At 38.9% G+C, this 25,145-nt stretch carries 24 protein-coding genes and 1 riboswitch; of the genes, 11 read left to right on the top strand and 13 right to left on the bottom strand.

Annotated features, from left to right (window positions below; translation table 11 throughout):
• Nucleotides 1-20: 20 nt before the first annotated feature.
• Nucleotides 21-2,030, top strand: a complete 2,010-nt coding sequence (uvrB, locus tag B6258_RS09725; protein WP_099075094.1) for an excinuclease ABC subunit UvrB — start codon at nucleotides 21-23, stop codon at nucleotides 2,028-2,030.
• Nucleotides 2,031-2,217: 187 nt separating this feature from the next.
• Nucleotides 2,218-3,168 carry a DUF1266 domain-containing protein gene (locus B6258_RS09720; RefSeq protein ID WP_099075093.1) on the top strand — a complete coding sequence of 317 codons (951 nt, stop codon included), beginning with the start codon at nucleotides 2,218-2,220 and terminating at the stop codon, nucleotides 3,166-3,168.
• A gap of 103 nt (nucleotides 3,169-3,271) precedes the next feature.
• Here the strand turns inward: B6258_RS09720 and yvcK are convergent, their stop codons facing one another.
• Nucleotides 3,272-4,210, bottom strand: coding sequence for a uridine diphosphate-N-acetylglucosamine-binding protein YvcK (gene yvcK / locus B6258_RS09715; protein ID WP_099075092.1), 939 nt, complete (start codon nucleotides 4,208-4,210; stop codon nucleotides 3,272-3,274).
• Between the two features lie 279 nt (nucleotides 4,211-4,489).
• Nucleotides 4,490-4,632: riboswitch (molybdenum cofactor riboswitch) on the top strand.
• On the opposite strand from yvcK, the gene moaA reads away from it, so the two are divergent.
• The 5 genes from moaA (at nucleotide 4,622) to B6258_RS09690 (ending at nucleotide 7,731) form a co-directional block, all read left to right on the top strand.
• Entirely contained in the window at nucleotides 4,622-5,602 is a 981-nt protein-coding gene (moaA, locus tag B6258_RS09710) for a GTP 3',8-cyclase MoaA (RefSeq protein ID WP_099075091.1), read from the top strand. (Overlaps the previous riboswitch by 11 nt.)
• 39 nt (nucleotides 5,603-5,641) lie before the next feature.
• Nucleotides 5,642-6,121, top strand: a complete 480-nt coding sequence (moaC, locus tag B6258_RS09705; RefSeq protein ID WP_023581221.1) for a cyclic pyranopterin monophosphate synthase MoaC — start codon at nucleotides 5,642-5,644, stop codon at nucleotides 6,119-6,121.
• Nucleotides 6,118-6,363, top strand: coding sequence for a molybdopterin synthase sulfur carrier subunit (gene moaD / locus B6258_RS09700; protein ID WP_069367512.1), 246 nt, complete (start codon nucleotides 6,118-6,120; stop codon nucleotides 6,361-6,363). The genes moaC and moaD overlap by 4 nt, the downstream gene beginning before the upstream one ends.
• 1 nt (nucleotide 6,364) lies before the next feature.
• Nucleotides 6,365-6,826, top strand: a complete 462-nt coding sequence (moaE, locus tag B6258_RS09695) for a molybdopterin synthase catalytic subunit MoaE (protein ID WP_099075090.1) — start codon at nucleotides 6,365-6,367, stop codon at nucleotides 6,824-6,826.
• Between the two features lie 194 nt (nucleotides 6,827-7,020).
• The gene (locus B6258_RS09690) at nucleotides 7,021-7,731 is read left to right on the top strand and encodes a Bax inhibitor-1/YccA family protein (RefSeq protein ID WP_099075089.1); all 711 of its coding nucleotides are present in this window, start codon (nucleotides 7,021-7,023) and stop codon (nucleotides 7,729-7,731) included.
• Nucleotides 7,732-7,869: 138 nt separating this feature from the next.
• Here B6258_RS09690 and B6258_RS09685 read toward each other — a convergent pair whose 3' ends face one another.
• The 8 genes from B6258_RS09685 to B6258_RS09650 form a co-directional block, all read right to left on the bottom strand.
• The gene (locus B6258_RS09685) at nucleotides 7,870-8,310 is read right to left on the bottom strand and encodes a VOC family protein (protein ID WP_099075088.1); all 441 of its coding nucleotides are present in this window, start codon (nucleotides 8,308-8,310) and stop codon (nucleotides 7,870-7,872) included.
• Between the two features lie 16 nt (nucleotides 8,311-8,326).
• Nucleotides 8,327-8,962 carry a retron system putative HNH endonuclease gene (locus B6258_RS09680; protein WP_099075087.1) on the bottom strand — a complete coding sequence of 212 codons (636 nt, stop codon included), beginning with the start codon at nucleotides 8,960-8,962 and terminating at the stop codon, nucleotides 8,327-8,329.
• Nucleotides 8,937-10,361: an AAA family ATPase gene (locus tag B6258_RS09675; RefSeq protein WP_099075086.1), complete on the bottom strand. Its 1,425-nt coding sequence runs from the start codon at nucleotides 10,359-10,361 to the stop codon at nucleotides 8,937-8,939. The genes B6258_RS09680 and B6258_RS09675 overlap by 26 nt, the downstream gene beginning before the upstream one ends.
• A gap of 65 nt (nucleotides 10,362-10,426) precedes the next feature.
• Nucleotides 10,427-11,536, bottom strand: coding sequence for an ABC transporter permease (locus B6258_RS09670; protein ID WP_099075085.1), 1,110 nt, complete (start codon nucleotides 11,534-11,536; stop codon nucleotides 10,427-10,429).
• Nucleotides 11,537-11,548: 12 nt separating this feature from the next.
• Complete coding sequence (locus B6258_RS09665; RefSeq protein WP_099075084.1) at nucleotides 11,549-12,700, bottom strand: ABC transporter permease; 1,152 nt, start codon at nucleotides 12,698-12,700, stop codon at nucleotides 11,549-11,551.
• On the bottom strand, nucleotides 12,693-14,462 hold the full coding sequence (locus B6258_RS09660; protein ID WP_099075083.1) for an ATP-binding cassette domain-containing protein: 1,770 nt from the start codon (nucleotides 14,460-14,462) through the stop codon (nucleotides 12,693-12,695). Before B6258_RS09660 ends, B6258_RS09665 begins: the two co-directional genes overlap by 8 nt.
• Before the next feature lie 13 nt (nucleotides 14,463-14,475).
• The gene (gene hlyD, locus B6258_RS09655; protein ID WP_099075082.1) at nucleotides 14,476-15,462 is read right to left on the bottom strand and encodes a secretion protein HlyD; all 987 of its coding nucleotides are present in this window, start codon (nucleotides 15,460-15,462) and stop codon (nucleotides 14,476-14,478) included.
• 11 nt (nucleotides 15,463-15,473) lie between these two features.
• A complete protein-coding gene (locus tag B6258_RS09650; RefSeq protein WP_099075081.1) occupies nucleotides 15,474-16,172 on the bottom strand; it encodes a CerR family C-terminal domain-containing protein in 699 nt (232 codons plus the stop codon).
• A gap of 372 nt (nucleotides 16,173-16,544) precedes the next feature.
• Here B6258_RS09650 and rhlE point away from each other — a divergent pair, with 372 nt between their 5' ends.
• The 3 genes from rhlE (at nucleotide 16,545) to B6258_RS09635 (ending at nucleotide 19,354) form a co-directional block, all read left to right on the top strand.
• Nucleotides 16,545-17,960 (top strand): ATP-dependent RNA helicase RhlE, encoded by a 1,416-nt coding sequence (rhlE, locus tag B6258_RS09645; RefSeq protein ID WP_099075080.1) that lies wholly within the window; start codon nucleotides 16,545-16,547, stop codon nucleotides 17,958-17,960.
• 9 nt (nucleotides 17,961-17,969) lie between these two features.
• Nucleotides 17,970-18,902: a tRNA dihydrouridine(16) synthase DusC gene (dusC, locus tag B6258_RS09640; RefSeq protein ID WP_099075079.1), complete on the top strand. Its 933-nt coding sequence runs from the start codon at nucleotides 17,970-17,972 to the stop codon at nucleotides 18,900-18,902.
• A gap of 203 nt (nucleotides 18,903-19,105) precedes the next feature.
• On the top strand, nucleotides 19,106-19,354 hold the full coding sequence (locus B6258_RS09635; protein WP_069367521.1) for a GlsB/YeaQ/YmgE family stress response membrane protein: 249 nt from the start codon (nucleotides 19,106-19,108) through the stop codon (nucleotides 19,352-19,354).
• A 76-nt stretch (nucleotides 19,355-19,430) separates the two neighbouring features.
• Here the strand turns inward: B6258_RS09635 and sseA are convergent, their stop codons facing one another.
• From sseA to metC, 4 genes are all read right to left on the bottom strand, one after another.
• Nucleotides 19,431-20,273, bottom strand: coding sequence for a 3-mercaptopyruvate sulfurtransferase (gene sseA, locus B6258_RS09630; protein ID WP_099075078.1), 843 nt, complete (start codon nucleotides 20,271-20,273; stop codon nucleotides 19,431-19,433).
• A gap of 13 nt (nucleotides 20,274-20,286) precedes the next feature.
• Nucleotides 20,287-20,472 carry a hypothetical protein gene (locus B6258_RS09625; RefSeq protein ID WP_036912140.1) on the bottom strand — a complete coding sequence of 62 codons (186 nt, stop codon included), beginning with the start codon at nucleotides 20,470-20,472 and terminating at the stop codon, nucleotides 20,287-20,289.
• A gap of 287 nt (nucleotides 20,473-20,759) precedes the next feature.
• A complete protein-coding gene (gene dcuC / locus B6258_RS09620; RefSeq protein ID WP_099075077.1) occupies nucleotides 20,760-22,127 on the bottom strand; it encodes a C4-dicarboxylate transporter DcuC in 1,368 nt (455 codons plus the stop codon).
• A 34-nt stretch (nucleotides 22,128-22,161) separates the two neighbouring features.
• Entirely contained in the window at nucleotides 22,162-23,337 is a 1,176-nt protein-coding gene (metC, locus tag B6258_RS09615) for a cystathionine beta-lyase (RefSeq protein WP_099075076.1), read from the bottom strand.
• A 403-nt stretch (nucleotides 23,338-23,740) separates the two neighbouring features.
• On the opposite strand from metC, the gene purB reads away from it, so the two are divergent.
• Complete coding sequence (gene purB / locus B6258_RS09610) at nucleotides 23,741-25,108, top strand: adenylosuccinate lyase (protein ID WP_099075075.1); 1,368 nt, start codon at nucleotides 23,741-23,743, stop codon at nucleotides 25,106-25,108.
• The last annotated feature ends 37 nt before the right edge of the window (nucleotides 25,109-25,145 follow it).

The raw sequence follows: 25,145 nt of genomic DNA, 5'->3' as shown, positions 1-25,145 counted from the left end.
GTCAGCGAGGAGAAGAAAATATGAGCAAAGATTTTAAACTGCATTCTGAATTTAAACCGGGTGGTGATCAACCTGCCGCTATTGCCTCACTCTGTGAAGGATTAGATGATGGTCTTGCTCATCAAACGCTTTTAGGGGTAACAGGCTCTGGTAAAACCTTTACGATTGCCAATGTGATTGCCAATCTAAATCGTCCGACTATGGTGTTGGCGCCAAATAAAACATTGGCAGCACAGCTTTATAGTGAAATGAAAGAGTTCTTCCCTGAAAATGCAGTGGAATACTTTGTTTCTTATTATGATTATTATCAGCCAGAAGCGTATGTTCCAAGCTCTGATACCTTTATTGAAAAAGATGCTTCTGTTAACGAACATATCGAACAAATGCGTCTATCTGCTACTAAAGCTTTGCTAGAACGTAAAGACGTTATTGTCGTGTCATCGGTTTCTGCTATCTACGGTTTAGGTGATCCTGATAGCTATTTAAAAATGATGCTTCATCTGACTAATGGCATGATAATCGACCAACGTGCCATTTTACGTCGCCTTGCTGATTTACAATATACTCGCAATGATCAAGCCTTCCAGCGGGGCACATTTCGTGTACGTGGTGAAGTGATTGATATCTTTCCTGCTGAATCTGATGATTATGCATTACGTGTTGAGCTATTTGATGAAGAAGTCGAACGCCTTTCACTGTTTGATCCTTTAACGGGGCAAATTCACTACAATGTGCCTCGTTTTACTGTTTATCCTAAAACGCACTATGTCACTCCACGTGAACGTATTCTTGAAGCGATGGAAGAAATCAAAAAAGAACTCGCAGATAGACGCAAAGTACTTCTAGCTAACGATAAACTTGTTGAAGAGCAACGAGTGACACAGCGTACTCAATTTGATCTCGAAATGATGAATGAGTTGGGATATTGCTCCGGTATCGAAAACTATTCACGTTATTTATCAGGTAGAGGTCCCGGTGAACCACCACCAACCCTATTTGATTACCTTCCCGCTAACGGTTTATTAGTGATAGATGAGTCACACGTGACTATTCCTCAAATTGGTGGCATGTATAAAGGCGACCGTTCCCGTAAAGAAACCTTAGTTGAATATGGTTTCCGTTTACCTTCTGCGCTTGATAACCGGCCATTACGTTTTGAAGAGTTTGAGGCGTTAGCACCACAAACAATTTATGTTTCAGCAACACCGGGTAAATATGAACTTGAAAAATCGGGTGATGAAATTGTTGAGCAAGTTGTAAGACCAACCGGCTTACTTGATCCGATCGTTGAAGTGCGACCTGTTGCCACACAAGTTGATGATTTACTCTCTGAAATTCGTATTCGTGCAGCAAAAAATGAACGTGTATTGGTTACAACACTGACAAAACGAATGGCTGAAGACTTAACCGAATATCTTGAAGAACATGGTGAACGGGTTCGCTATTTACACTCTGATATTGATACTGTTGAACGTGTCGAAATTATTCGTGATTTGCGCCTAGGTGAGTTTGATGTATTAGTGGGTATCAACTTACTTCGAGAAGGTTTGGATATGCCAGAGGTCTCTTTGGTGGCGATTTTAGATGCTGATAAAGAGGGCTTCTTACGTTCAGAGCGTTCATTGATCCAGACAATTGGTCGTGCAGCTCGTAATCTTGAAGGTAAAGCGATTTTATATGGCGATAAAATTACCGATTCAATGGCGAGAGCAATAAGCGAAACCGAACGCCGTCGTGAGAAACAGCAACAATTTAACTTTGAACATGGCATTGTGCCTAAAGGGTTAAATAAGAAAGTAGGCGATATCCTTAAGATTGGTCAGCCTTCTCAAGGACGTAATAAGAAAGGACACAAAGCAACAGATATTCATGAAAATTATCCGTTGTTATCAACGGCTGAATTGGAAAAAGAGATCCAGCGTTTAGAAGCCGAAATGTATCAATACGCAAAAGATCTTGAATTTGAGAAAGCGGCGAGCACTCGTGATAAGTTGCAAGCATTACGTGCTCAATTTATTGCTAACTCTTAATTAGAGAAATTAAATTCACAAACTGTCAAGGGATATCCGTATTTTTACAGAGATTATCCCTTTTTACCTTCTATCTTCCATTTTTTGCCTTGTTTGATATTCCCTTAATGGCGTTCAACTGTTTAAATACCACAACAAACAAAGCGTCAATTATTTACAAAGATAAAAAAGACATTAAGGACAGTGAATGAGTGGTTATGTTTATGCAGGGTTTCCCAGCTCTGCTGGGGTAATTCTTGGTGTTATTCTTCTTATTTTGCTTTTTAAATGGTTACGAAAATTTACTGTACAAGATAGTGAGTTGCAAAAACCATCAACAGCAGGGCAGGAGCCCATTTTATCTGAAGCAGAAAATACGTCAGGTCAGTTGTTACCCAATGAATGGGGGTTATATGTTGCAGCGCCTTATGCCGCAATGAATGAGTGGGCATATAATGAATATGATCAAGGTAAAGATGATGGTGGGTTATCAGCAGGTTGGGGAATTAACGACCGTTGGGATTTAGTCTATCAACTATTTTGGTTGATTACTCAAGGTCACACTAATGATTTTTATCAGCTACGTGACCAAATTTTGGATGGTAAAGAAGATGATGTTCAGTCATTAAAAAATGATATTTTACTTTCTGAGTTAACTGAACACGATAAAAATGAGCGTTTATGGCAAATCGATATGATGAGCACAAATCGCATGAATATCCAAAATGTGAAATACCTTATTTGGGATCTCTGCCGTTTTAACAAACTCTGTTTAGAAGGTTGCCAGCAAGGTTATATTACTCAACAAGAAGCCCAAACATGGTCATTAATGAGTGCATCAATGTTGCGTCGGATTTATGATGGTTGGGAAGATATGTGGAGAAACTTTATTGCTACTCGTTGGTTTTGGGCAAGTGGCGATCAAGATTGGGTATCTTCTCATCAAGCTTTTACAGATGTTATACAAAATATTCTGAATGCAGAAGATACGCTGGCAACAGAAGATAATTGGATCATGGAGTTACCGCCATTAGATTTAATATCATTTTCTCGTACTGTGGCGGGTCTTGGCCTGATGAAAAATGATGTACCAATGACACTTGATGAAATTGAAGAAACGATTAGCCAACGTATTACCTTAAAGCAACTTAATAGCTAATAACGCGTTGAAAACCAATAGTGATATTGTGTTTTTATCGACAAAAAACCGCACTTGTTATTTATACAGATGCGGTTTTTTTATGAAAGCAGGTAATTAAATACTATTTAACGGCTTGAGATGATGCATTACGTTGCCCTAATTGCTGCAACGTTAACTCAATAGCTTTGCCTAATAGATGACGATCGTGACGATAAGGAATATCTTTGGCTTCCAATTGAGCCTGTACAATTAATCGACCTTTCATCGATTCATATTGTGTTTCAGGGCTAATGATCACGGCATCTATGGTTTGTAAACCAATATAATTCTCCATCATGGCGATTTTATCAGACATCGTCATACTGGCAGCCGCAGGGCTTAGTTCTTTGCCTAAATTACCGATATAAATCGTTGTTGCACTGCTACGGCGCAATGCTTGTGCAAGTTCTGGCAGTAATAATAAAGGCATCAAACTGGTAAAAAAACTACCGGGACCAATTAAGATCAAATCGGCTTGTTCAATCGCTTCAATGGCTTCTCGTGTAGTCGGTACTTTCGGGTAGAGATCAAGCTTTTGGGGGATCTTAGGTAAAATATCAACATTGACTTCACCATAAATCTCATTTCCTTGGTCGTCTATCGCCATAAGGTCAACGGCTTGTTCAGACATAGGAATAAGGTGAGCATTTACTCTTAATAATCCACGGATAAGATTAATGGCTTCTAAAGGTCGAACACTTAAGTTATCAAGTGCTTTAAGCATTAGATTACCTAAATTATGTCCTGCCAGTTCGCCAGTACCCGAAAAACGGTATTCAAACATCGCAGAAGCAACGGAAGGCTCAGTAATTAACTGATTAATACAATTGCGCATATCTCCCCACGCAATGCCTCCTTCTTCTTGGCGAATACGGCCAGTAGAACCGCCATTGTCTGTTGTTGTAACAATACCAGTAAGACGAGAGCCTAAGTAGGAGAGTGCTGAAAGCACACGTCCAAGGCCATGACCACCACCAAGGGCAACAACACGATCTAAATCACTTAGCGTGCGATTTCGCATATTTGTTCTACTCATCTTTAAAAATTTGCCGCTAATTTATCACAATTAAATTTTAAGCCTATGATCACGACGTGATTTCATCACATTCCTAGTTTAATTTCACTTTTTTTAGCTTAATATTTAATCAATAAAAGTGTTTTTACTTATGTTATTGGAGTGACTAAAGTGTCGTAAGTCGTTGTATTATAAATTATATAGCGAAAACATTATTCGCTTTTTGAAAAATTAGCAGGTAGAATTCAGAATAAATATATAGGTATTAGAAACCTGTGAAAAACAGGTAAAGATTAACTCCTAGCCTTAACGTCTAAGTCATGTGTTTACAAGATATGATGTTCTGGCCGTGACGAAACAAGTCACCAGGGTGCAAGGTAGAAATGCCAGCATCTCCCGATTTGGAAAGGTGTTACTATGCAACAACTCGTTGATGCGTTTTCCCGCAAATTTTTCTATTTACGTCTTTCAATTACAGACGTGTGTAATTTCCGTTGTACTTATTGCCTGCCTAATGGTTATAAGCCTAACGGTCATAAATCATTTCTTTCGTTAGATGAAATCAGCAGGCTAACACAATCTTTTGCCGCGTTAGGGACAGAAAAAATCCGCCTAACGGGGGGAGAGCCTACAATGCGTCGAGATTTTACTGATATTATCGCAACCATTAAAGACAACGCGTCTATCAAAAAAATCGCAGTAACAACCAATGGATATCGTTTATCCAGAGATGTTGCACAATGGCGTGCTGCGGGTTTAAGTGCAATAAATGTCAGTGTTGATAGCCTCGATCCTCGACAATTCCATGCTATTACTGGACAAGATAAATTTAGCCAAGTCATGGAAGGTATTGATGCGGCATTTACTGCGGGTTTCGAAAAAGTAAAAGTTAACGTTGTGCTAATGCGCAATGTGAATGATAAAAACCTCCCTGATTTTCTTAATTGGATCAAAGACAGACCCATTCAGCTGCGCTTTATTGAATTAATGGAAACCGGTGACGGTAGTGATATTTTCAACCGCTTTCATTTGTCTGGTGATGTTATTCGCCAACGCTTACTTAATGAAGGTTGGTTACACATTCCTCGCGCTCGTAGTGACGGGCCTGCTCAAGTATTTACCCATCCTGATTATCAAGGTGAAATTGGTCTTATCATGCCTTATGAAAAAGACTTTTGTGTCACTTGTAACCGCTTACGTGTTTCAGCTATTGGTAATCTTCATCTTTGCCTATTTGGTGAAAATGGTATTCCTTTGCGCGACTTACTTGCTGATGATAGTCAACAAGAAGCATTACAACAGCGTATTCAGGGTGGTCTTCTTCATAAACGAGAAACCCATTTCCTTCATCAAGGCGATAGTGGTATTACACCGAATTTATCTGTTATTGGTGGATAGTTTTTCGCTCTGTTATTTCGTTAATTTCAGGAGTTGTGCATGTCTCAACTAACTCATATTAATGCTGCCGGTGAAGCCCACATGGTGGATGTTAGCGCTAAAGCTGAAACAGTGCGAGAAGCGCGTGCTGAAGCTTTTGTTGAAATGTCAGCAGAAACATTAAGCATGATCACCGAAGGTAAACATCATAAAGGTGATGTATTTGCGACCGCAAGAATTGCAGGTATTCAAGCAGCAAAAAGAACATGGGAATTGATCCCATTATGTCATCCGCTGTTATTAACTAAAGTTGAAGTGCGTTTAGAAGCACTCACAGGATCTAACCGTGTGCGCATTGAATCTGTTTGCCGTTTAACGGGTAAAACAGGGGTTGAGATGGAAGCATTAACGGCGGCATCGGTAGCAGCGTTGACGATTTATGATATGTGTAAAGCCGTTCAAAAAGATATGGTGATAGGGCCTGTACGTTTATTAGAAAAAACAGGTGGTAAATCAGGTCACTTTAAGGTGGAAGCATGATTAAAGTTCTCTTCTTTGCTCAAGTTCGTGAATTAGTGGGGGTTGATTCTCTTGAATTAGATTGTGAATACCACACAGTAGACGATTTACGTAAAGTATTAATCACTAAAGGTGAACGTTGGTCACTCGCATTAGAAGATGGCAAGTTACTCTCTGCGGTAAACCAATCCTTTGTTCAAGGTTCTCACGTTATTAATGATGGTGATGAAATCGCCTTTTTCCCACCTGTTACAGGAGGATAAGATGAGCACATCAACTCGTATTTCAGTACAAACCCAAAATTTTAGCGTTGGTGATGAATACCAATGGCTTTCAGAGTGCGACAGCGATGGGGCTGTTGTTACATTTACGGGTAAAGTTCGTAATCATAATCTCGGCGATGAAGTGAGTACACTCACCCTTGAGCATTATCCTGGAATGACCGAAAAAGCGCTTAATGATATCGTGAGTGAAGCGCGTTCGCGTTGGCCTTTACAGCGTGTAAGTGTTATTCACCGCGTTGGAACTTTGCAAATTGGTGAAGAGATAGTGTTTGTTGGTGTCACCAGTTCTCATCGCAATAGTGCGTTTGAATCCGCTGAATTTATTATGGATTTTTTAAAAACACGTGCACCGTTTTGGAAAAAAGAAGGACTGTCTGAAAATAAAAACAGATGGGTTGATGCGCGCCAAAGTGATTATGATTCAGCCGAGCGTTGGGAATAAATCACTACACTCAATTAAACACTACATTACTTTACCCAAATTTATTTTATGGTGACATTTCATACAGTTTATTTCATGGAAATGTAAAATCAGTGTGATAAAATTAAATTCTAATGAGTCCATAATGGACTCTTTACTGAAATAAACGTTATTATTAAATCTAACGTTATCACTATGATTAAAGGGTAATCATCATGGATCGATTTTCACGTTCAAATGATTCAATCGTACAGCGTACTGGTTCTGGCCTACAAACCTTTATGGCTCAGGTTTATGGTTGGATGACGGTAGGTCTGTTATTAACTGCGTTTGTTGCATACTACGTTGCATCAAGCTATGCATTACAAGACATGATTTTTTCTAGCAAGGTCGTCTTCTTTGGTCTGATCATTGCTCAATTAGGATTAGTTTTCGTGTTATCAGGTATGGTTCATAAAATGAGTGGTGCAATGGCAACCTCATTATTTATGCTCTATTCTGTGCTAACCGGTGTCACTCTCTCAAGCGTATTACTGGTTTATACCGCATCTTCGATTGCCAGCACTTTCTTTATCTGTGCGGCTATGTTTGGTGCATTAAGTATTTATGGTTACACGACTAAGCGTAGTTTAACGGGTATGGGTAGCTTCCTGTTTATGGGGCTTATCGGTATCATTATTGCTTCTATCGTGAATATTTTTATGCAAAGCTCGATGATGAGCATGGTTATCTCTTACGCAGGTGTGTTAATTTTTGCAGGCTTAACGGCTTACGACACCCAGAAATTAAAAGATATGGGTAATGAAATTAACCAAGAAGATAAAGAAAATATGCGTCGTTACTCAATTATGGGTGCATTAACGCTTTATTTAGATTTCATCAATCTGTTCTTAATGTTACTGCGTATTTTAGGCGACCGTCGTTAATTTTAACGGTATCTACGGATAAACGTAGTTTAAAAACAGCATAAAAAATAAATCCCATAACTTTTATAAGTTGTGGGATTTTTTTGTGCATTTATTAAGAGAATTTTTCTGTCGCACATAATTGAAATAGAATGAAGTTTAATTATCTCGTAACCAAGGCGTAATAGTTAAGCCTACTAAAGCCCCTTCAGGGCTTAATAACCGTGTGACAGTTTGTCCCCAAGGTTCAATTCGATTATCAACAAGCAGTTGATAGCCTTTTTGTTTTAAAGTTTGAGTGGCGGTATTAATATCTTCAACTTCAAATTCAACCCAATATTGTGGTATCGGTAGATCATTTGGCCAAACATCATTACCAAAGCAAGACATAGCGGCTTGCTCTAAAGGCCACAGTGCAAAATGTTTAACACCTTTTAATTCACCTTCTGATGTTGATAAATAATCACTATTACCTTCCATTGGTTTTAAAGGCAAATTAAGCGCATCTTTATAAAAAAGCTGGCTTTGTGCATTATTGCGAGTAATAGGACCAAAACCGGCAACAAAGAGAATGTTTATACCAGAAATAGCAGGAGTCATAATATTACCCTTACTGTTAAGTTAACCACTGTTTCAATATATTAATAATAATAGGTGAAAAGCTTTCTAGTTTTCCATCATCATTAGGTTTTGCTAGCTCTAGGATTAAATCATTAAGTAAATCATCATCTTCTAGTCCTTCACTAGGATCAATTCCATTAATAAATAGAATTTGTTCAATAGCGTTTTTTCTTTTACTGATTAATAAGTTATTGGGAAGAGTGCTAGAGCCTAAATTCAATATTTCAATTGCCTTTTCAGCACGGGACGTTACACCATTAACTCTACCACTAATTGAAAACTGTAATTCAGTCTCACACTCATCCATAAGTGGAGTGAGGGGAAGTGCGTGATGTTGATGACAATCGCCGCATTGTTTCTTGGCATTACAACTAGCGATAAGATTAGAGAACTCAAGTGTTTTATTTTGTGCTAATTGTTGAGGTTCGATATGTTCATTGTGGCAGTCATGAATTGATTTTATTTGCTGACAACAATGACCACATAAATAGAACTGCTCTTCTAGCAATGTTTCTCTTATTTCTGTTCGAATTTCTGGGGGTAAATCAGCGTATTTTTTATGTTTATTTTGCCTTTTCCATTGAGTTAAACCTGCGGGTTCATAATCATTTCTTTTGCTGATTCTTCTCAAGTTGAACTTCCTTTTTCTTTAGCAATAATCGTGCTTTAACTAGCTCAATATTATTTGTTGAAACATCTTGTTCTAATTTAGCTAATAAATCTTTTGCTGTTGCAATATCGGCATTTTGAATAGCATCAAGAATATCGCCGATTTGGCTTTGCACTTTTTGATTGATAAAGTCAGTATCCATAATTTCTGACAGTACGCTATTGATATCTTGTCCATAAAGCGAAGAGACTTTTTCAACCTGGCCTTTTTCAATGCTGTAAACAAGAATATTCTTGTGCTCACTGATTAATAATGGTGAGTGTGTTGTTAACACAAATTGGCAGTTAGGAAAGGTTTTATCCAATAAGGATATTAATCGCCGTTGCCATTGAGGGTGCAAGTGGACGTCAGGCTCATCAATTAAAATAATGCCTTTGCCTTCTAAAGGATTATCCAAAGTTATATTTAAAAGCGTTAAACGGCGTGCAATATCACCAATCATGGCAAGTAGTGATTTTTCACCATAAGAGAGCTGTTCAATTGAATAGTGAGTACTGTCTTTAACTACTTTCATGGAAAGATCAGGTGTGCGCTCAATATAGATATTTTCAATTGTTGAACTATCATCAGATAAGAAAATCTTAATGGCTTCACGTACAGCACTGAGTGCTTTATCTTGCAATTTCTTTTGCTCGGCTAACATACTTTGGTAAATCTCACTGTTTACATCAGTATGTTTTTCTAACAATTTCATAATGCTTGTGTGAGGAGCCGTTTCATTTTCGATATCTTCACGGTAACGAAACCAAGCAAAGAAATCGGCATAATCTGTTTTAGCTTCTAAACTCCCGTTATAACCCGCTAACATATCAAATGGATGACTATTAATAGGCTGAATTGCAGTATTAATTGTTGAGTCATAAGTGTGGCGAGTTGCACCATAGTAGGCAACAATAGGATAATTTCTATGATACTTTGTTTGTCTTGAGGAAATTCTATAACGGCTATATACGTACTGAGCTAGATCAGAATCTATTGCATATGAACCTAAAGCATATTTTTTTGAGTTTTTAAGTGCTGTAATTAATTCTAGTGAGAGATCATCATGATATTTATAAAATGAAAGATTGGTTTCTTGTTCGATATCTCTTTTGAGAAAGGAAATTAGGCAATAATCAGACGACACATTAATTTGGGATTTATTTGCAAATTTACCCTGAGCATCTTTATCTTCAAATTTCGCTACAAACCAACTTAAACCTGTTGCAATCGCATCTAAAATACTGGTTTTACCTGAACCATTATTACCAATAAATACAGTAATATTTGAGCCATTTTCGTTGTCATCTTTTGTGGCTAACGTGATGTCAGCATCAGTAAAAACACCATAATTTTCAAGTCGTAGTTTGCTGATTTGCATATTGCACGCCTATTGATTTTTTCTTTGGTATCAGTCTATTAGAGTTAGTTATCAAAGTACAGATTTTAAGCTATCTTCCTTTGGAAAAGGTAATAGGCAATGCTACCCGTTCCTACTGCAATCACCAATAAAGGCCATAAACTGTGCCATATAACAGTGATGTCGGCATTTTTAAGGTAGATCTGTTTGGTGATATCGGTGAAATGGCGAATTGGGTTTATCCATGTGGCATGTTGTAGCCAAACGGGCATGTTTTCTACGGGGGAAATATAGCCAGATAATAAAACAGCAGGCATCATAAACACGAAAACACCAATAAAAGCTTGTTGTTGTGTTGAACTCAATGCCGATATTAATAAGCCAAAACCGACTAGCGATAAGCCATAAATCAACATGGTAAAGTAGAATAGGAGTAGAGAGCCTGAAAAAGGAATTTGATAACCAAATATCCCAATAATTAATACGATGGTGCCTTGAACGGCAGCGACTACCATGGCCGGAACCGCTTTACCGATAAAAATTTGCCATGTTGATAGGGGCGAAACTAACAGTTGGTCTAATGTGCCTTGTTCACGCTCTCTGGCAACAGAAAGTGAAGTGACTATCATAACGCCAATGGTAATAATCAATGCCACTAAAGAGGGGACAATAAACCATTTATAGTTTAAATTCGGGTTATACCAATTGCGAACAACAAGTTCTGTTTTATTTAGCAAAGACGGTGTATTGCCTGCTAATTCAGTTTGATAGTTTTGTACGATTTGCTGTACATAATTAGCGGCAATTTGTGCACTATTAGAATTTCGGCCATCTAGGATTATTTGCAATTTAACAGGAACGCGACTTTCTAAATCAGCACTAAAATTCTGTGGAAAACGAACTAATAAAAGCGCTTTGCGATTATCAATCGTCTCTTTTATTTCATGTTCATTTTTAAGCAAAAGAGTTTGAGAGAACGCACTTGCTTTGGCGATACGCTGGGTTAATTCAATAGATTGTTTGCCATTATCTTCATCAAAAATAGCAATCGAGGCATTGGTAACATCTAATGTTGCGGCAAAAGGGAATAAGATCATCTGAAAGATAACCGGCATTATTAAAATAATACGCGTTTGAGGCTCTTGTAATAATGATTGTAACTCTTTCATTATCAAGGTGAGAAGGCGATAAAACATAAAGCTCTCCCTTTAATCTAATCGACGACGTGTTGCTAACGCCGTTAATCCAATAAAAAATATCGCCGATACGATTAATAGCCACATATCTAGCATTAATATCAACGGAATATCGCCAGCTAAAAATAGCGTTTGCAAACTACTTACAAAATAACGAGCTGGAATAAAGTAAGTCACGATTTGAATAAAAAACGGCATGCTGTCAATTTCAAAAACAAAGCCTGATAACATAATTGCAGGCAAAAATGCTGCATTTAATGAAATCATCGCGGCATTAAATTGATTACGTGTTAGCGTGGAAATAAGCAACCCCATACCTAAAGCAGTCGCTAAAAAGAGCGAGGTGATCCCGCCTAAAATCCACAACGATCCTCGATAAGGCACGCCAAGCACAAATACAGTGACTACCATACATAACACCATGACAAAACTACCTAACACTTGGTAAGGAATAAGCTTTGAAAGTAAGAGTTCTGTGCGTGTGATCTGAGTAGAAAGTAGGGCTTCCATCGTGCCTCTTTCCCATTCGCGAGCAATCACTAACGAGGTAAGAATAGCGCCAACTACCGTAATAATAATCGTGACAGCACCCGGAATAATATAGTGCTGACTCATTGCTGCAGGATTAAACCAATAACGAGGCTCTATTTCAATTAATGGCGTAGTATCAATCCCCTTACTGATGGCTTGTTGCTGCAACCAAATTTGCCAAACCCCCTTACTATAAGCTTGTACAAAGTTTGCGGTATTGGGCTCACTGCCATCGGTGATCACTTGAATGGGGGCTATAGTATCTTGGCGAACCAGTAATTCAGCAAAATTAACAGGAATAACCACAATGCCACGAATTTGCCCCGCCTGCATTTTATCGATTAATAATTGTCGATTATCGCTAATAGTTGCATTGATATAGGGTGAATTCGTGAAGGTGTAAACAAGCTCTTGCGCGGGTTGGCTTTGTTGATTAGTTAAAATACCAATATTCAATTTGCTTGAGTCTAAATTAATGCCATACCCAAAAATAAACAGCAAAGTAAGTGGGATAACAATAGCAATGAGGGCACTACTGGGATCACGCGTAATTTGTTTGGTTTCTTTTAAACACAGTGCGTATAAACGTCGCCAAGAAAAGCGAGCATGAGATGATTGAGCTGAATTAGGCATGTTTTTCGCTCCCTTTATCATTTTCACTTTCAAGTTTTTTATCGTAATCCAGCACTAAACCAATAAAGGCATCTTCCATTGAAGGGGTTGGATTATCGTCACTGGCAACCATTTTTTTAAGCGAATCAGGCTCTCCAGCTGCAATGATTTTTCCTCGATAAACCAAACCAATGCGATCACAATATTCAGCCTCATCCATAAAGTGAGTGGTAACCATCACGGTCACTCCTTTATCAACCATGCCATTAATATGTAGCCAAAATTCTCTTCGCGTTAAAGGATCAACCCCTGATGTGGGTTCATCTAAAAAGAGAATATCAGGCTCGTGCATTAATGAACACGCAAGGGCAAGGCGCTGTTTATAACCTAAAGGTAAGGTTTCAGTGATTTGATTAACCATTGGCTGTAAACCAAAGGCTGTGATCATATCGTTGATTTTATCGCGCTGTTGTTTGCCGTGTAAGCCATAAACACCAGAGAAGAATTTTAAGTTTTGCCCCACTTTAAGGTTGCCATAAAGTGAGAACTTTTGTGCCATATAACCCAAATGTTGGCGTGCTTTACCAGAGCTTTCTTTCAAGTCCATACCTAGCACAAGGGCTTTACCGCTGGTGGGAACTAATAAACCACACATCATTTTAAAGGTTGTTGATTTACCTGCACCATTAGGCCCCAATAACCCAAAAATTTCACCTCGTTTAACTTGAAAATTAACGTGATCAGTTGCCGCAAATTGACCAAACATTTTGGTTAGTTGCTGTGCTTCAATCACGGTTTCATTAGGTGCGGGAGGAATTTGAGGCATAATTTCAGCTAATTCAGATTTATGAGAAGGGCCGCCGCCTAATAAATCTATAAAAGCATCTTCAAAGCGAGGTGTAGCAGGAATAAGCTTTGCATCAGGTTTACCTAAAGCATTCAGTAATTCAGTTTGATTACTCTGTTTTTTCAGGATCAAACGAACGGATTGCCCTTGAATAACGCCATCAGTGACCTGAGGCTGAATAATTGCCTGTTGCAATACTTTTCTGCGCTGATGACCTTCAACATTAAGTAGAAAAGAGCGGCCTGTCATTTTTGCAGTTAAATCTTGAGGAATGCCACTATAAAGTAGCTCACCTTTGTTAAGTAACAGAATGTTTTTACATTGTTCTGCTTCATCAAGATAAGAGGTGCTCCACAGTATCAACATGCCATCGCTGGCTAAAGTATGCACCATTTGCCAAAGCTCACGGCGTGCAATGGGATCGACACCCACACCTGGCTCGTCAAGAAGCAGAACTTTAGGACGACCTAATAAAGTACAAGCCAGCCCAAGCTTTTGTTTCATGCCCCCAGACAGATTACCTGCAAGGCGAGATGTAAAGCGAGTGAGATCAGTAAATGTCAGCAGTTGTTGATAAATTCTTTTACGCTCTTCACCCACGACATTTTTTAAATCAGCATAAAGATTGAGGTTTTCTAATACCGTTAAATCTTCATAGAGCCCAAATTTTTGTGGCATATAGCCAAGAATAGCTCTGACATCGACACTCTGTTGTTGCGGATCCATGCCTAAAATACGAATATCACCGGCGTCAGGTTTTAATAAACCTGCAAGCATCCGAATTAAGGTTGTTTTGCCTGCACCATCAGGGCCAACTAACCCTGTTACAGAGCCACCGGTGATGGTGGCTGTTAATGACGAAACCGCGGGGCTTTCCAGCCCTGTAAAGCGTTTCTCAACACCTTGAAGTTCGATAGTGTAATCAGTGTGTTCCATTTTGCCCCCACACTTAATGAGAGGAGGCAAATTTTAAGGTGACAGGCATACCTTGGCGCAATGCATCATCGGCATCCGTCACAACCACTCTGAGGCGATAAACTAAATCCGTTCTTAACTCCGGTGTTTCAACACTTTTTGGGGTAAATTCAGCTGTTGGTGAAACAAAACCAATTGTACCGTGATAAGGCTTATCTTTACGTCCATCGGTGTATAGATAAACTTCTCGATTAGGAACCGCTTCGCTTAAGTGAGTTTCACTGATATAAGCTCTGACCCAAACGGGGTTAGTTAATGACACCGTAAATACAGGGCTTCCAGCAGATAACATCGTACCGGGTTCCACTGCTCGAGTTAGCACAGTACCTTGTGATGGAGAGATTAATTGCGTGTCCTGGAGGTTTAATTCAGCTTGTGCAACGGCAGCTTTAGCTTGCATAACTTGTCCTTTCGCCGCATCAATGTCTTCTTTTCGATAACCATTTTGATACTGATTTAGCTTATCTTGCGCTGCTTTTAAGGCTGCTGCCGCTTGATTGCGATTATTTCTTGCGCTATCTAAATCATTGGCTGAAATGACTTTTCGGTTAGCAAGATCTTGCTGGCGTTTATAAAAGTTATCCGCGTATTGCCAAGCGGCTTGCTTTAATGACACATCAGATTGAGCTTGCGCGATTTCTTCAGTGCGATATCCCGCTTCCATTAAAGCTAGCGAAGCAATTGCACTATCACGCTCACCATACGCTTTATTTAGCGCATTGCGATAGGGTGCATCATCAAGCTTGCCTAGTAGTTGCCCTTTTTGGACAGGAGCACCTTCATCCACTTGTAATGACTCTAATCTTCCTGCAACACGAAAACTAAGGTTGACTGTACGTATATCGACATTGCCATAGAGTACTAATTCAGACTCTTTGTTTTCTTCATAATAATAGATACCTGCAATAATACCGATAATAATCATTAAGATAATAAACAAACTGACTTTTTTAGTTTTCATAATAACTCTATCTATGCGTGATGGGTGTTAGTGTAAATCTCTCTTAATCCGTTGAGTAATAAATCAATATGCGTTTTTAAGGTGTTGGAGATAATCTGATACTCATTTTTACCAATTCTATCCCATCCAGTTTGTCTTAGGATAGTTTCCCTAACTAAACGAAATGATAACACTTCCCCTAATATAGCGTGAGTATGTAACATGGTTGTAGGCAGTGCGGCATCTAAACCAATATAGATAGCTAATAGCTTGTTTACACGCATTAAAAGAGGCGATAACGCTTGCTGGTGGATCAAAGAATATGCTTCGGTTGGGACAAGCTGTTCTCTTGCCATAATGCGACTAAGATGAATATTTTCTTTATCAAGCACAAGGCGAGCATATTGTAAAAAGCTGTCTGTAATAAGCGTTTGCAGTAATGGGAGATGTTCTGCAGGATTAGGCCGTTCAAGAAATTCGTCAATAATGACCACTGTCGGTTCAAAATCAAGGCGAATAAGATCTGCAATATGTTGTGCAACGGCGAGATATAACCCTTCTTTCGAACCAAAATAATAAGCGATAGCGGCAATATTTTGTTGAGCAGCTTGTGCAATTTGGCGTGTTGTGGCGGCATCTGGCCCATTTTTACCAAAGATCTCACATGCCGCTTTCAATAATTGTCGTTTTGCTAGTTCACCGCGCGTCGTCTTCTGTTGGATGTCGGACATAATAGAAGATACCTCACTTAAGTAAAATGTAACAAAACCAATGATATTAAAAACAGCGATAACAAGGCGTATTATATTAGATGATATTGAACAATAGGAAAAATTTGTGATAAATAATCGAATAAAGGTGATGTGTAATAAAAAAGCACAATCTATTATCGAAAATTATTTTTGTATTCTGAATATAGCAAAAACTGTTAGAATAGGGGTTATTAGGTTAACCTAACAAGGTTCATTCTCTTTCATCACTGTCTATATCGAGAAATGATAGTATCTATAGCGTAATAATACCTATAGATTGACAGTATGAAAGCCCGTCATTTTTAATTTCAATCACCGTGTTATACGTTCTGGTTGTAGGAGACTACTGTTTTGACCGATTTTACATCGCTTGGTTTAAGTGAGGCGCTTCTCCGCGCTATTGATGAACAAGGGTATAAAACCCCAACCCCTATTCAACAGCAGGCGATTGAGCCGATTTTGGCGGGTAAAGATGTATTAGCAAGTGCGCAAACAGGCACAGGCAAAACAGCTGCTTTTACATTACCAATATTGGAAAAGTTATCTCAATCAGCAGCAAAAATAAAAGGCCGTCAACCCGTTAAAGCGTTGATTTTGACGCCAACGCGCGAGCTTGCGGCTCAAATTGCTGAAAACGTAAAAGCGTATAGTCGTTATATTCCTATTCGTTCGTTAGTCGTTTTTGGTGGTGTGAGTATTAATCCACAAATGATGAAGTTACGTGGTGGTGTTGATGTACTGATTGCAACACCGGGACGTTTACTCGATCTTGAACACCAAAATGCGGTTGATCTTTCTCGTGTTGAAGTTTTAGTGCTTGATGAAGCTGACCGTATGTTAGATATGGGCTTTATCCACGATATTCGCCGAGTGATTAGTAAATTACCGAAAAAACGTCAAAACTTACTGTTTTCAGCGACGTTCTCTAAAGAGATCACCGGTCTTGCCAATTCGCTGTTAAATGATCCGGTAAGTATTTCCGTTGCACCCAAAAACTCAGCTGCTGAATCTGTTGATCAATATGTACATTTAGTGGATAAAAAGCGTAAAACTGAACTGTTATCACATTTAATTGGTTTAGAAAATTGGCCACAAGTGTTGATTTTTACGCGTACTAAACATGGTGCAAATAAACTTGCTGAACATTTAAATGCAGATGGGATTAAATCAGCCGCTATTCACGGTAATAAAAGCCAAGGTGCAAGAACGCGAGCTTTAGCTGACTTTAAAGATGGCAAATTAAAAGCGTTAGTCGCAACAGATATTGCCGCTCGTGGTCTTGATATCGACCAACTGCCTTATGTGGTCAATTTTGAATTACCACAAGTGGCAGAAGATTATGTTCACCGTATTGGTAGAACGGGTCGTGCTGCTGCAACGGGTAAGGCTATTTCGCTTGTTTGTGTTGATGAACATGGTTTATTAGCTGATATTGAACGTTTATTAAAACGCGAAATTCCACGTTTAGCATTAGAAGGTTACGATCCTGATCCTTCAATTAAAGCGGCTCCTTTACATAAAAAACCGAAGAATAATGCACCACGTAGAAGTGGTGGTCGTGCAGATATTCGCGGTAAAGATAATCGCAATAATAGTCGTAAAGACGGCGATAGCGACGGTAAAGAATCTGGACGTAATAAAAACAAAGAAAATTACCGTAATAAAGAGGGTTCTCGTACCGGAAAATTAGGGCCTCGCCGTTCACGTAAAAGTGATGAAGGTAGTGATAATCAAAGCCCTTGGTCAAAAGCTAGAAAAGAGTTTTGAGGTTAAAAAGTGCGAGTTCTATTAGCGCCAATGGAGGGGGTTTTAGACCCCCTTGTGAGAGAATTACTTACTTCGATTAACGATTACGATCTCTGTATTACAGAATTTGTACGAGTTGTAGATGCATTACTGCCAACGAAAGCATTTTATCGCTTATGTCCTGAATTGCAGACAGAAAGCCGCACTAAAAGTGGAACACTGGTACGAGTGCAATTATTAGGACAACATCCACAATGGTTGGCTGAGAATGCCTTTAGAGCGGTTTCTTTAGGCTCTTGGGGCGTTGATTTAAACTGTGGTTGCCCTTCAAAAACCGTCAATGGTAGTGGCGGTGGAGCTTCACTTCTAAAACAACCAGAAACGATTTATCAAGCAACAAAAGCAATGCGTGACGCGGTGCCTTTGGCGTTGCCTGTATCTGTTAAAGTGAGACTAGGCTGGGATTCTTCTGCGTATAGCCATGAAATTGCAGATGCTGTGGTGCAAGGTGGCGCTACAGAAATCACCATACATGGCAGAACAAAAGAAGATGGCTATAATGCCGAAAAAATTAATTGGCAGGCGATTGGTGATATTCGTCAAAGGCTTTCAATCCCTGTGATTGCTAATGGTGAAATTTGGAACCGTGAAGATGCCTTAGCCTGCTTAGCCACAACAGGTTGCGATGCGATAATGATTGGTCGTGGTGCAATGAATACCCCTAACTTAAGCCGTGTTGTAAAAGGCATAGAAACGAGAATGCCTTGGCAAGAAGTTATTGAATTATTAAAGCGCTATGTTCGTTTAGAAAAGCGCGGCGATACAACGATTTATCATGCATCACGTATTAAGCAGTGGTTTAGCTATTTACGCAAAGAGTACCCAGAGGCAGATGAATTATTTAGGCAAATCAGAACATTAAAAACGTCGCCAGAAATTGCAGTTGCAATAGAGGCGCTGTAGTCTTAAACATAATCTTATTCGATAAAAATAGCGCTAATTAATCAGTGCTATTTTTTTTGTTTATTAAGTAACAATCTCTCTATTTATCTTAAATATAATGTCAATTATCGCCAATAATTGGAAAAAATAACTATTTCGACTTACACGCAATAAGTGACATTTTTAGGTATATTGTTTATATCATGACTATTTTAGGAGGATATATGGGAATTCTGGCTTGGATCATCTTTGGTTTGATCGCCGGTATTTTGGCAAAATTCTTAATGCCAGGCTCTTATGATATTGGTCTGATATGGACTTGTATTTTGGGGATTGTGGGTGCGGTTGTTGGTGGTGCAATTAGTAGCTTTTTTGGTAAAGGCAAAGTGGATGGCTTTAACTTTGGTAGCTTTGTTGTTGCCGTCATCGGTGCCATTGTGGTGCTCTATCTTGCAAAGGTATTTGCCAGTTAATACCTACACACCGAATAAAGATTGATAATAAACCCGCATAATGCGGGTTTACTTTTCTTAGGTAAAACAGGTCAAACTAGCATTCACAAGGAAGGGCACTTTCAGCACCCCATTGCGCCCAAGAGCCGTCATAAAGTGCAATAGATTGGCAACCCAAGACGGTTAGCGCTAAAAATAAAATTGCTGCTGTCATACCCGAGCCGCAAGTGACAATAATCGGTTGTGATAAATCAATACCCGCGTGTTCAAAAATTTGCTTTAGCTCAGCGTTGCTTTTCAGTTGCCCATTAGTCACGAGTTCATTCCACGGAACGTTTTTACTGTCGGGAATATGTCCACTGCGTAAGCCTGGGCGAGGCTCAGGTGCTCTGCCATAAAAACGATCAGCGGAGCGAGCATCAATCATCTGTTTTTGTTTAGTCTCTAAATTATCAATAAGTTGCTGTTTATTGGCGTAACGTTGAGCATGACGTTCAACAATAAAAGGCGTTTGTGTTGGTACTTTTATTGCCTCACCTTGTTCCGTCTCAAACCCAGCTTCAACCCATGCGTGTAAACCACCCGCAAGAATACGCACATTACGACAACCGAGTGTTGTTAATGTCCACCAACCTCTTGGTGCCGAGAATAAATTACCTTGATCGTAAAGAATGACTGTCGTGGTATTAGAGATACCCAATTGTGTCAGTGTTTCTGAAAATAGTGCATCAGAAGGCAGCATATGGGGTAATGAGGTGGTTTTATCTGCGACTTCATCAAGATCAAAAAAGTGGGCATGTGGAATATGACGTTCAAAATAAAGCGATTGATAATCAATGTGTTGAGTTGGCATTGGTGCACTTACATCAAGGATCACAAGATCAGCGTTATTTTGATGTTCAAATAACCATTGGGGAGTAACAAAGTAATCGTATTCCACGGTGCGACCTCATTTATTTAGCAGAAGGTGAGCTGTCTGGGATAGCTGGAAATTGCTGTGTAGGTGATGTTTCAGGTTGAGTTTGCTCTGTTTCTATTGGTGTTGTGGAGCGTGTATAGATATTTAAGCCCGCAAGGAAAACACCACCGATAGAACCAAAGGCAAGTAGCGCGATAATAACAATAATTATTTTTTTCATAATGTTCATTTGCAGATGAATGTTACGCAAAAGTATATCGAGATATGAAGTTGAAACAAGTGCTAAGTCGGTTTAATCGGCAAATGATCGTGGTTAAAACGCCTGTTTTTTTAGGCAAAAAAAGAGGCGGAGAGATAAATAAACAGGCTATTTATTTTTTGTAAATAGCCTGAGTTGCATTAAGGTTGACGTTAATTATTTCAATCAAAGCTTACAGTCAATGATAAGAAAAAATCCCTTAAACTCAGGAGTAAACGAGTTTAAGGGAAAGGGGTAACGCAACTTCATTAGGAATATAAAAACCAGAACGTCATGGCTAGGTTCACAATGGCCGCGACAGCCATAGGAATAGCGGTACGTTTAACTATTTGGAAAGGTGAGACATTCGCAATACCTGCAATGGCGACAATAGCGGCAGTAATGGGTGAAACAGTACGGCCAAAGCTGGTCATTATTTGCATTGGTAAAATTAAGGTGATCACATCTACTTTTAAGAATGCTGCAATTTTGGGTGTTAAGGCTGCAAATGAGAAGAATGCTGCATTACCTGATCCCATTAAAAAGGCCGCTAATGCAAGAATGGCACTCATAACAATGATCATGGCTGCAATACCAAAACCGGCATCTTGAGCAGAGCTAATTAGCGTATCGACGGCACCACTTTTAAGTAAGCCATTCGCAAAGAACTCACCTGATACAATTAACGACACCACTAAGACAAATTGCTTACCCATCCCTTCAAAGAACAGCATAAAGCTATTCATTACCGCTTTTGCATCGCGTAAGCGAACATATTCAAAAAGAAGAGCAATCACAGTACTAATAATCATCGCTGTGGTGACTTCTAATTTAATATAAGGGTGTAATAAAGGGCTGAAGCCGATAATCAGAATTAAAGGGATCACAGGTAATAAGGCGTAAGATAATGGGATTTTATTACCTTCTTCTTTTACGGCATCAATTGTTGTTGGGTCAAAAACAAATCCTTCACGTTTATCCCACCAGCGTTGAATAAAGAAGTGAGTGATAGCAACAGCAATAATAATAGGAATAGTGATGGGTAATTGGTGCTGAACAAAATAGACGGCAGGTTCAATATCCGCTGTTTTTGCCGCCATAATCACGTTACCAGAGCCGGGACCATGGTCGATAAACTGGCAGCATCCAATAACGGCTAAAGCAGAGAGTGGGCTAATACCCGAACGGATTAATATCGGATACATGGTGACCATTAACAGCATACCTAAACCTGCATGACTAGGAATAAAAATAACCAAGATTTGGGTAACTAGAAATGAAATCACTAATAATAAGTAAGGCGATTTTATCGCTTTTAATGGTTTTTCAAAAATAGCGAATAAAGCACGGCTTGCGCCAACGTGTTCCATATAACGAGAGAAACCCGCAATGGCCATTAATGTTAAACCAAGACCCGCTAGGCGAGAACTCATAATATCCGTAAAGATTTGGAAAATATCAAAATACTTAAATTGCGTTGATTTATTTTCTGGTAATAACGGATTAAGGTCGAGAGATGCCGTTAAGAGCAATAGCAATAACCCGCCGAGTAATAATACTGGCTGAGGTTTATAACCTCGCGCCAGTAAATAAACCACCAACGCTGTGACCAGCGCGGCAATGATTAAACCTGTCATAGTGAATTCCCCGGTAATGGTGCAATATTTTTTGTTATTGGTTTAATGCTGAAAAAGCGTGTGTAATATCTGCAATAAGATCATCTGTTGCTTCAAGGCCAATATGTAAACGAACAAAAGGGCCATGGCCTTCACGCCAATCAGAAGCTGTTCTTGCACCGACAACATTGGCAGGTAAAGCTAGGCTTTCAAATCCACCCCAAGAAGCACCGATACCAAAAAGCTCCAGCGCATCAATAAATTGTTCTGATTGTTTGGCGGTATATTCTTTTTTAAATTCAATAGTTAATAGACCGTTACTGCCTTTGCAATCACGTTTCCATAAATCATGACGAGGGTGATTAGGTAATTCAGGGAACCACACTTTTTCAACTTCAGGGCGTGTTTCTAGCCATTGCGCAATAGCAAGAGCAGATTTTCCATGAGCTGCAATACGTTGCCCCAATGTTCTCATACCACGAAGTACTAATGCTGCATCATCAGGACTACTGGCTTGACCTAATGCTTCAGGTAAAGCACCCATTTTTTTCCATGCTTTTTCATTTGCAATCATAATGCCCATCATCACATCAGAGTGACCGCATAAATATTTAGTCGCTGCGATAACAGAGACATCAGCGCCTAATTCCAATGGGTTATAAAGCCATGCAGAGCCCCAAGTATTATCAACACCGACAGGAATATCTCTCTCATGAGCAATACGGCAAATCTCAGGTAAGTCGAGCATTTCATAAAGTAATGAGCCCGGTGATTCGACAAAAATAAGTTGTGTATTGTCTTTAATTTTTTGTTCAAAATCAGAACCATCGGTTTTAAAGAAACTATAAGCAATGTTATTAGGTTCAAGAAATGCCGATGCAATTTTACGCACAGGTTCATAAACAGAATCAGCAAATAAAACATGTCCACCACTGCGCGCATATCCCATAATAGTGACAGCGATAGCCGCCAATCCGGTAGGGAATAACTGAGCGCGATAGCCACCTTCTAATTCAGTCACTAAAGCTTCAAGGGCGAACGCGGTTTCGGTACCCCGCGCGCCATAGCTTAAAACACGCTCTGTTGCACGACGATCACGCACTTCACGCCAGCTTTTAATCGAATTAAAAACGATAGTGCTGGCTCTCATTACTGGTGGATTAATTGGGCCTGAAGTTTTGATTGCTTGGCGTCCACTGTGTATCAGTTTTGTTTGTTTATTTTGTTTCATTATTAATATCTCCAAATATAGAAATAGAGTTCCCCGGTAATTAAATAAAAGAATTAATTACTGTTTGTGCTTATTTTGTTTCTATTATTTATAACAAACTTATTTATTTTTAAAATAGCTATTTTATAAAAATGATGATCTTCCTCTAACTTTTTAGCATTAATTATTCTAATTAAATCTTAAATAACATTTAAGATTCAAAAGTTATAAGTAATAAATAAAGATTTATTTATAACCATTTGAATTAGTGTTATTTTTTAATTGATTAGAAATATTTTAAATTAGATTAAAATTATCAAAGTGTTTTTATTGAGATTATGTTGCATAAATAAAATAACAATCTAACAAGTCGTTTTATTAAAAAAACGATTTTTTTATTATTCTTTTAACAGGGGAAATAATTATGGGAACCAGCGTTTTTGATTCGGTTTTATTAAAGAATTTATGGTCAACAGAAGAAATGAGAACTATTTTTTCTGATAAAACCAGAATGCAAAATTGGCTTGATTACGAAGCTGCATTAGCGATTGAGCAAGCTGAATTAGGGTTAATCCCAAAAGATGCTGCAAAAGTGATTGCAGACACCGCGAAACTTGAAAAACTTGATATGGATTATGTATTAGAACAAGTGCGCCTTACTCGCCATCCATTAGTGCCAACAATTCGTGGTTTAGAACATGCTTGCCCAGAACATTATGGGGAATATGTTCACTTTGGCCCAACAACACAAGATGTTATTGATACTGGCCTTGTGCTGCAACTAAAAGATGCTCATCATACTTTCTTGCGTGATATCAAAGTATTAGGTCGAGCATTGCTTTCATTAAGTGAACAACATCGCAACACTCCAATGGTTGGGCGTACATTAGCATTACAAGCTCTGCCAATTACGTTTGGTCATAAAACTGCGATTTGGTTATCTGAGTTAGCGCGTCATTATCAACGCCTTAAAGAGATCGAACCTCGCTTATTTGTTGGCAGTGTTGTCGGAGCAGTGGGTACAAAAGCCTCTTTAAGCGATAAGGCTGATGAATTAGAAGCTCGCGTATTAAAACGCTTAGGCTTAGGTGTACCTGAAATTTCATGGCAACCTGCGCGTGATAGATTCAGCGAATATGGTATGTTGATTGGCTTAATCAGCGGTACATTAGGTAAAATAGCCAATGAAATTTTGATTTTAGCACATAACGAAATTGATGAATTATCAGAGCCTTTCAGCAAAGGGCAAGTCGGTTCTTCAACGATGCCTCATAAACGCAATCCGGCTATTGTTGAAAATGCCGCTTGTGTTAGCAATACCTTAAAAGCAAACCTTTCTGTTTTAACCGATATGATGAAACATCAACATGAGCGTGATGGTGCAATCTGGAAAATGGAATGGAAGATCATGCCTGAAATGTGCCTGATGCTGTCTGTTATCTTCGACAATATGAAAACAGTAATAGGTGGGCTGAATGTGCATGTTGAGAAAATGCGCAAAAATATGGATATTTTGGGCGGTTTTATGCTGGCAGAGCGTGTGATGTTTGCATTATCTGATAAAGCAGGTAAACAAACTGCACATGAAATTGTGTATGAAGCATCAATGTCTGGGCAAGAAGAAGGCATCACCTTCGTTGAAGCGATTAATCGCGATACTCGTATTCGTGATCATATTACGCAAGAAGAGCTTGATGCACTTTTAGATCCAACGACATATGTTGGTAATGCGCCAGCTCAAGTTGATCGTGTTGTCGCACAAACCAAAGCCTCTGGCTGGTTAAATGACTAAGTGACTTAATTACATCCAACCTTCTTATTATCTAAAA

The sequence above is a fragment of the Proteus alimentorum genome (assembly GCF_002607735.1).
GTDB lineage: Bacteria > Pseudomonadota > Gammaproteobacteria > Enterobacterales > Enterobacteriaceae > Proteus > Proteus alimentorum.
Note: the sequence above shows the minus strand (reverse complement) of the source record. Positions and strands in the feature narration are given on the sequence as shown.

Coding starts and splice junctions, on each gene's coding strand:
- B6258_RS09635 (WP_069367521.1), top strand. CDS start 19,106: ATGGGAATTCTGGCTTGGATCATCTTTGGTTTGATCGCCGGTATTTTG.
- moaE (WP_099075090.1), top strand. CDS start 6,365: ATGAGCACATCAACTCGTATTTCAGTACAAACCCAAAATTTTAGCGTT.
- B6258_RS09625 (WP_036912140.1), bottom strand. CDS start 20,472: ATGAAAAAAATAATTATTGTTATTATCGCGCTACTTGCCTTTGGTTCT.
- B6258_RS09675 (WP_099075086.1), bottom strand. CDS start 10,361: ATGCAAATCAGCAAACTACGACTTGAAAATTATGGTGTTTTTACTGAT.
- B6258_RS09685 (WP_099075088.1), bottom strand. CDS start 8,310: ATGACTCCTGCTATTTCTGGTATAAACATTCTCTTTGTTGCCGGTTTT.
- hlyD (WP_099075082.1), bottom strand. CDS start 15,462: ATGAAAACTAAAAAAGTCAGTTTGTTTATTATCTTAATGATTATTATC.
- B6258_RS09660 (WP_099075083.1), bottom strand. CDS start 14,462: ATGGAACACACTGATTACACTATCGAACTTCAAGGTGTTGAGAAACGC.
- uvrB (WP_099075094.1), top strand. CDS start 21: ATGAGCAAAGATTTTAAACTGCATTCTGAATTTAAACCGGGTGGTGAT.
- dcuC (WP_099075077.1), bottom strand. CDS start 22,127: ATGACAGGTTTAATCATTGCCGCGCTGGTCACAGCGTTGGTGGTTTAT.
- B6258_RS09690 (WP_099075089.1), top strand. CDS start 7,021: ATGGATCGATTTTCACGTTCAAATGATTCAATCGTACAGCGTACTGGT.
- moaD (WP_069367512.1), top strand. CDS start 6,118: ATGATTAAAGTTCTCTTCTTTGCTCAAGTTCGTGAATTAGTGGGGGTT.
- B6258_RS09720 (WP_099075093.1), top strand. CDS start 2,218: ATGAGTGGTTATGTTTATGCAGGGTTTCCCAGCTCTGCTGGGGTAATT.
- B6258_RS09670 (WP_099075085.1), bottom strand. CDS start 11,536: ATGTTTTATCGCCTTCTCACCTTGATAATGAAAGAGTTACAATCATTA.
- moaC (WP_023581221.1), top strand. CDS start 5,642: ATGTCTCAACTAACTCATATTAATGCTGCCGGTGAAGCCCACATGGTG.
- yvcK (WP_099075092.1), bottom strand. CDS start 4,210: ATGCGAAATCGCACGCTAAGTGATTTAGATCGTGTTGTTGCCCTTGGT.
- B6258_RS09650 (WP_099075081.1), bottom strand. CDS start 16,172: ATGTCCGACATCCAACAGAAGACGACGCGCGGTGAACTAGCAAAACGA.
- B6258_RS09665 (WP_099075084.1), bottom strand. CDS start 12,700: ATGCCTAATTCAGCTCAATCATCTCATGCTCGCTTTTCTTGGCGACGT.
- purB (WP_099075075.1), top strand. CDS start 23,741: ATGGGAACCAGCGTTTTTGATTCGGTTTTATTAAAGAATTTATGGTCA.
- moaA (WP_099075091.1), top strand. CDS start 4,622: ATGCAACAACTCGTTGATGCGTTTTCCCGCAAATTTTTCTATTTACGT.
- metC (WP_099075076.1), bottom strand. CDS start 23,337: ATGAAACAAAATAAACAAACAAAACTGATACACAGTGGACGCCAAGCA.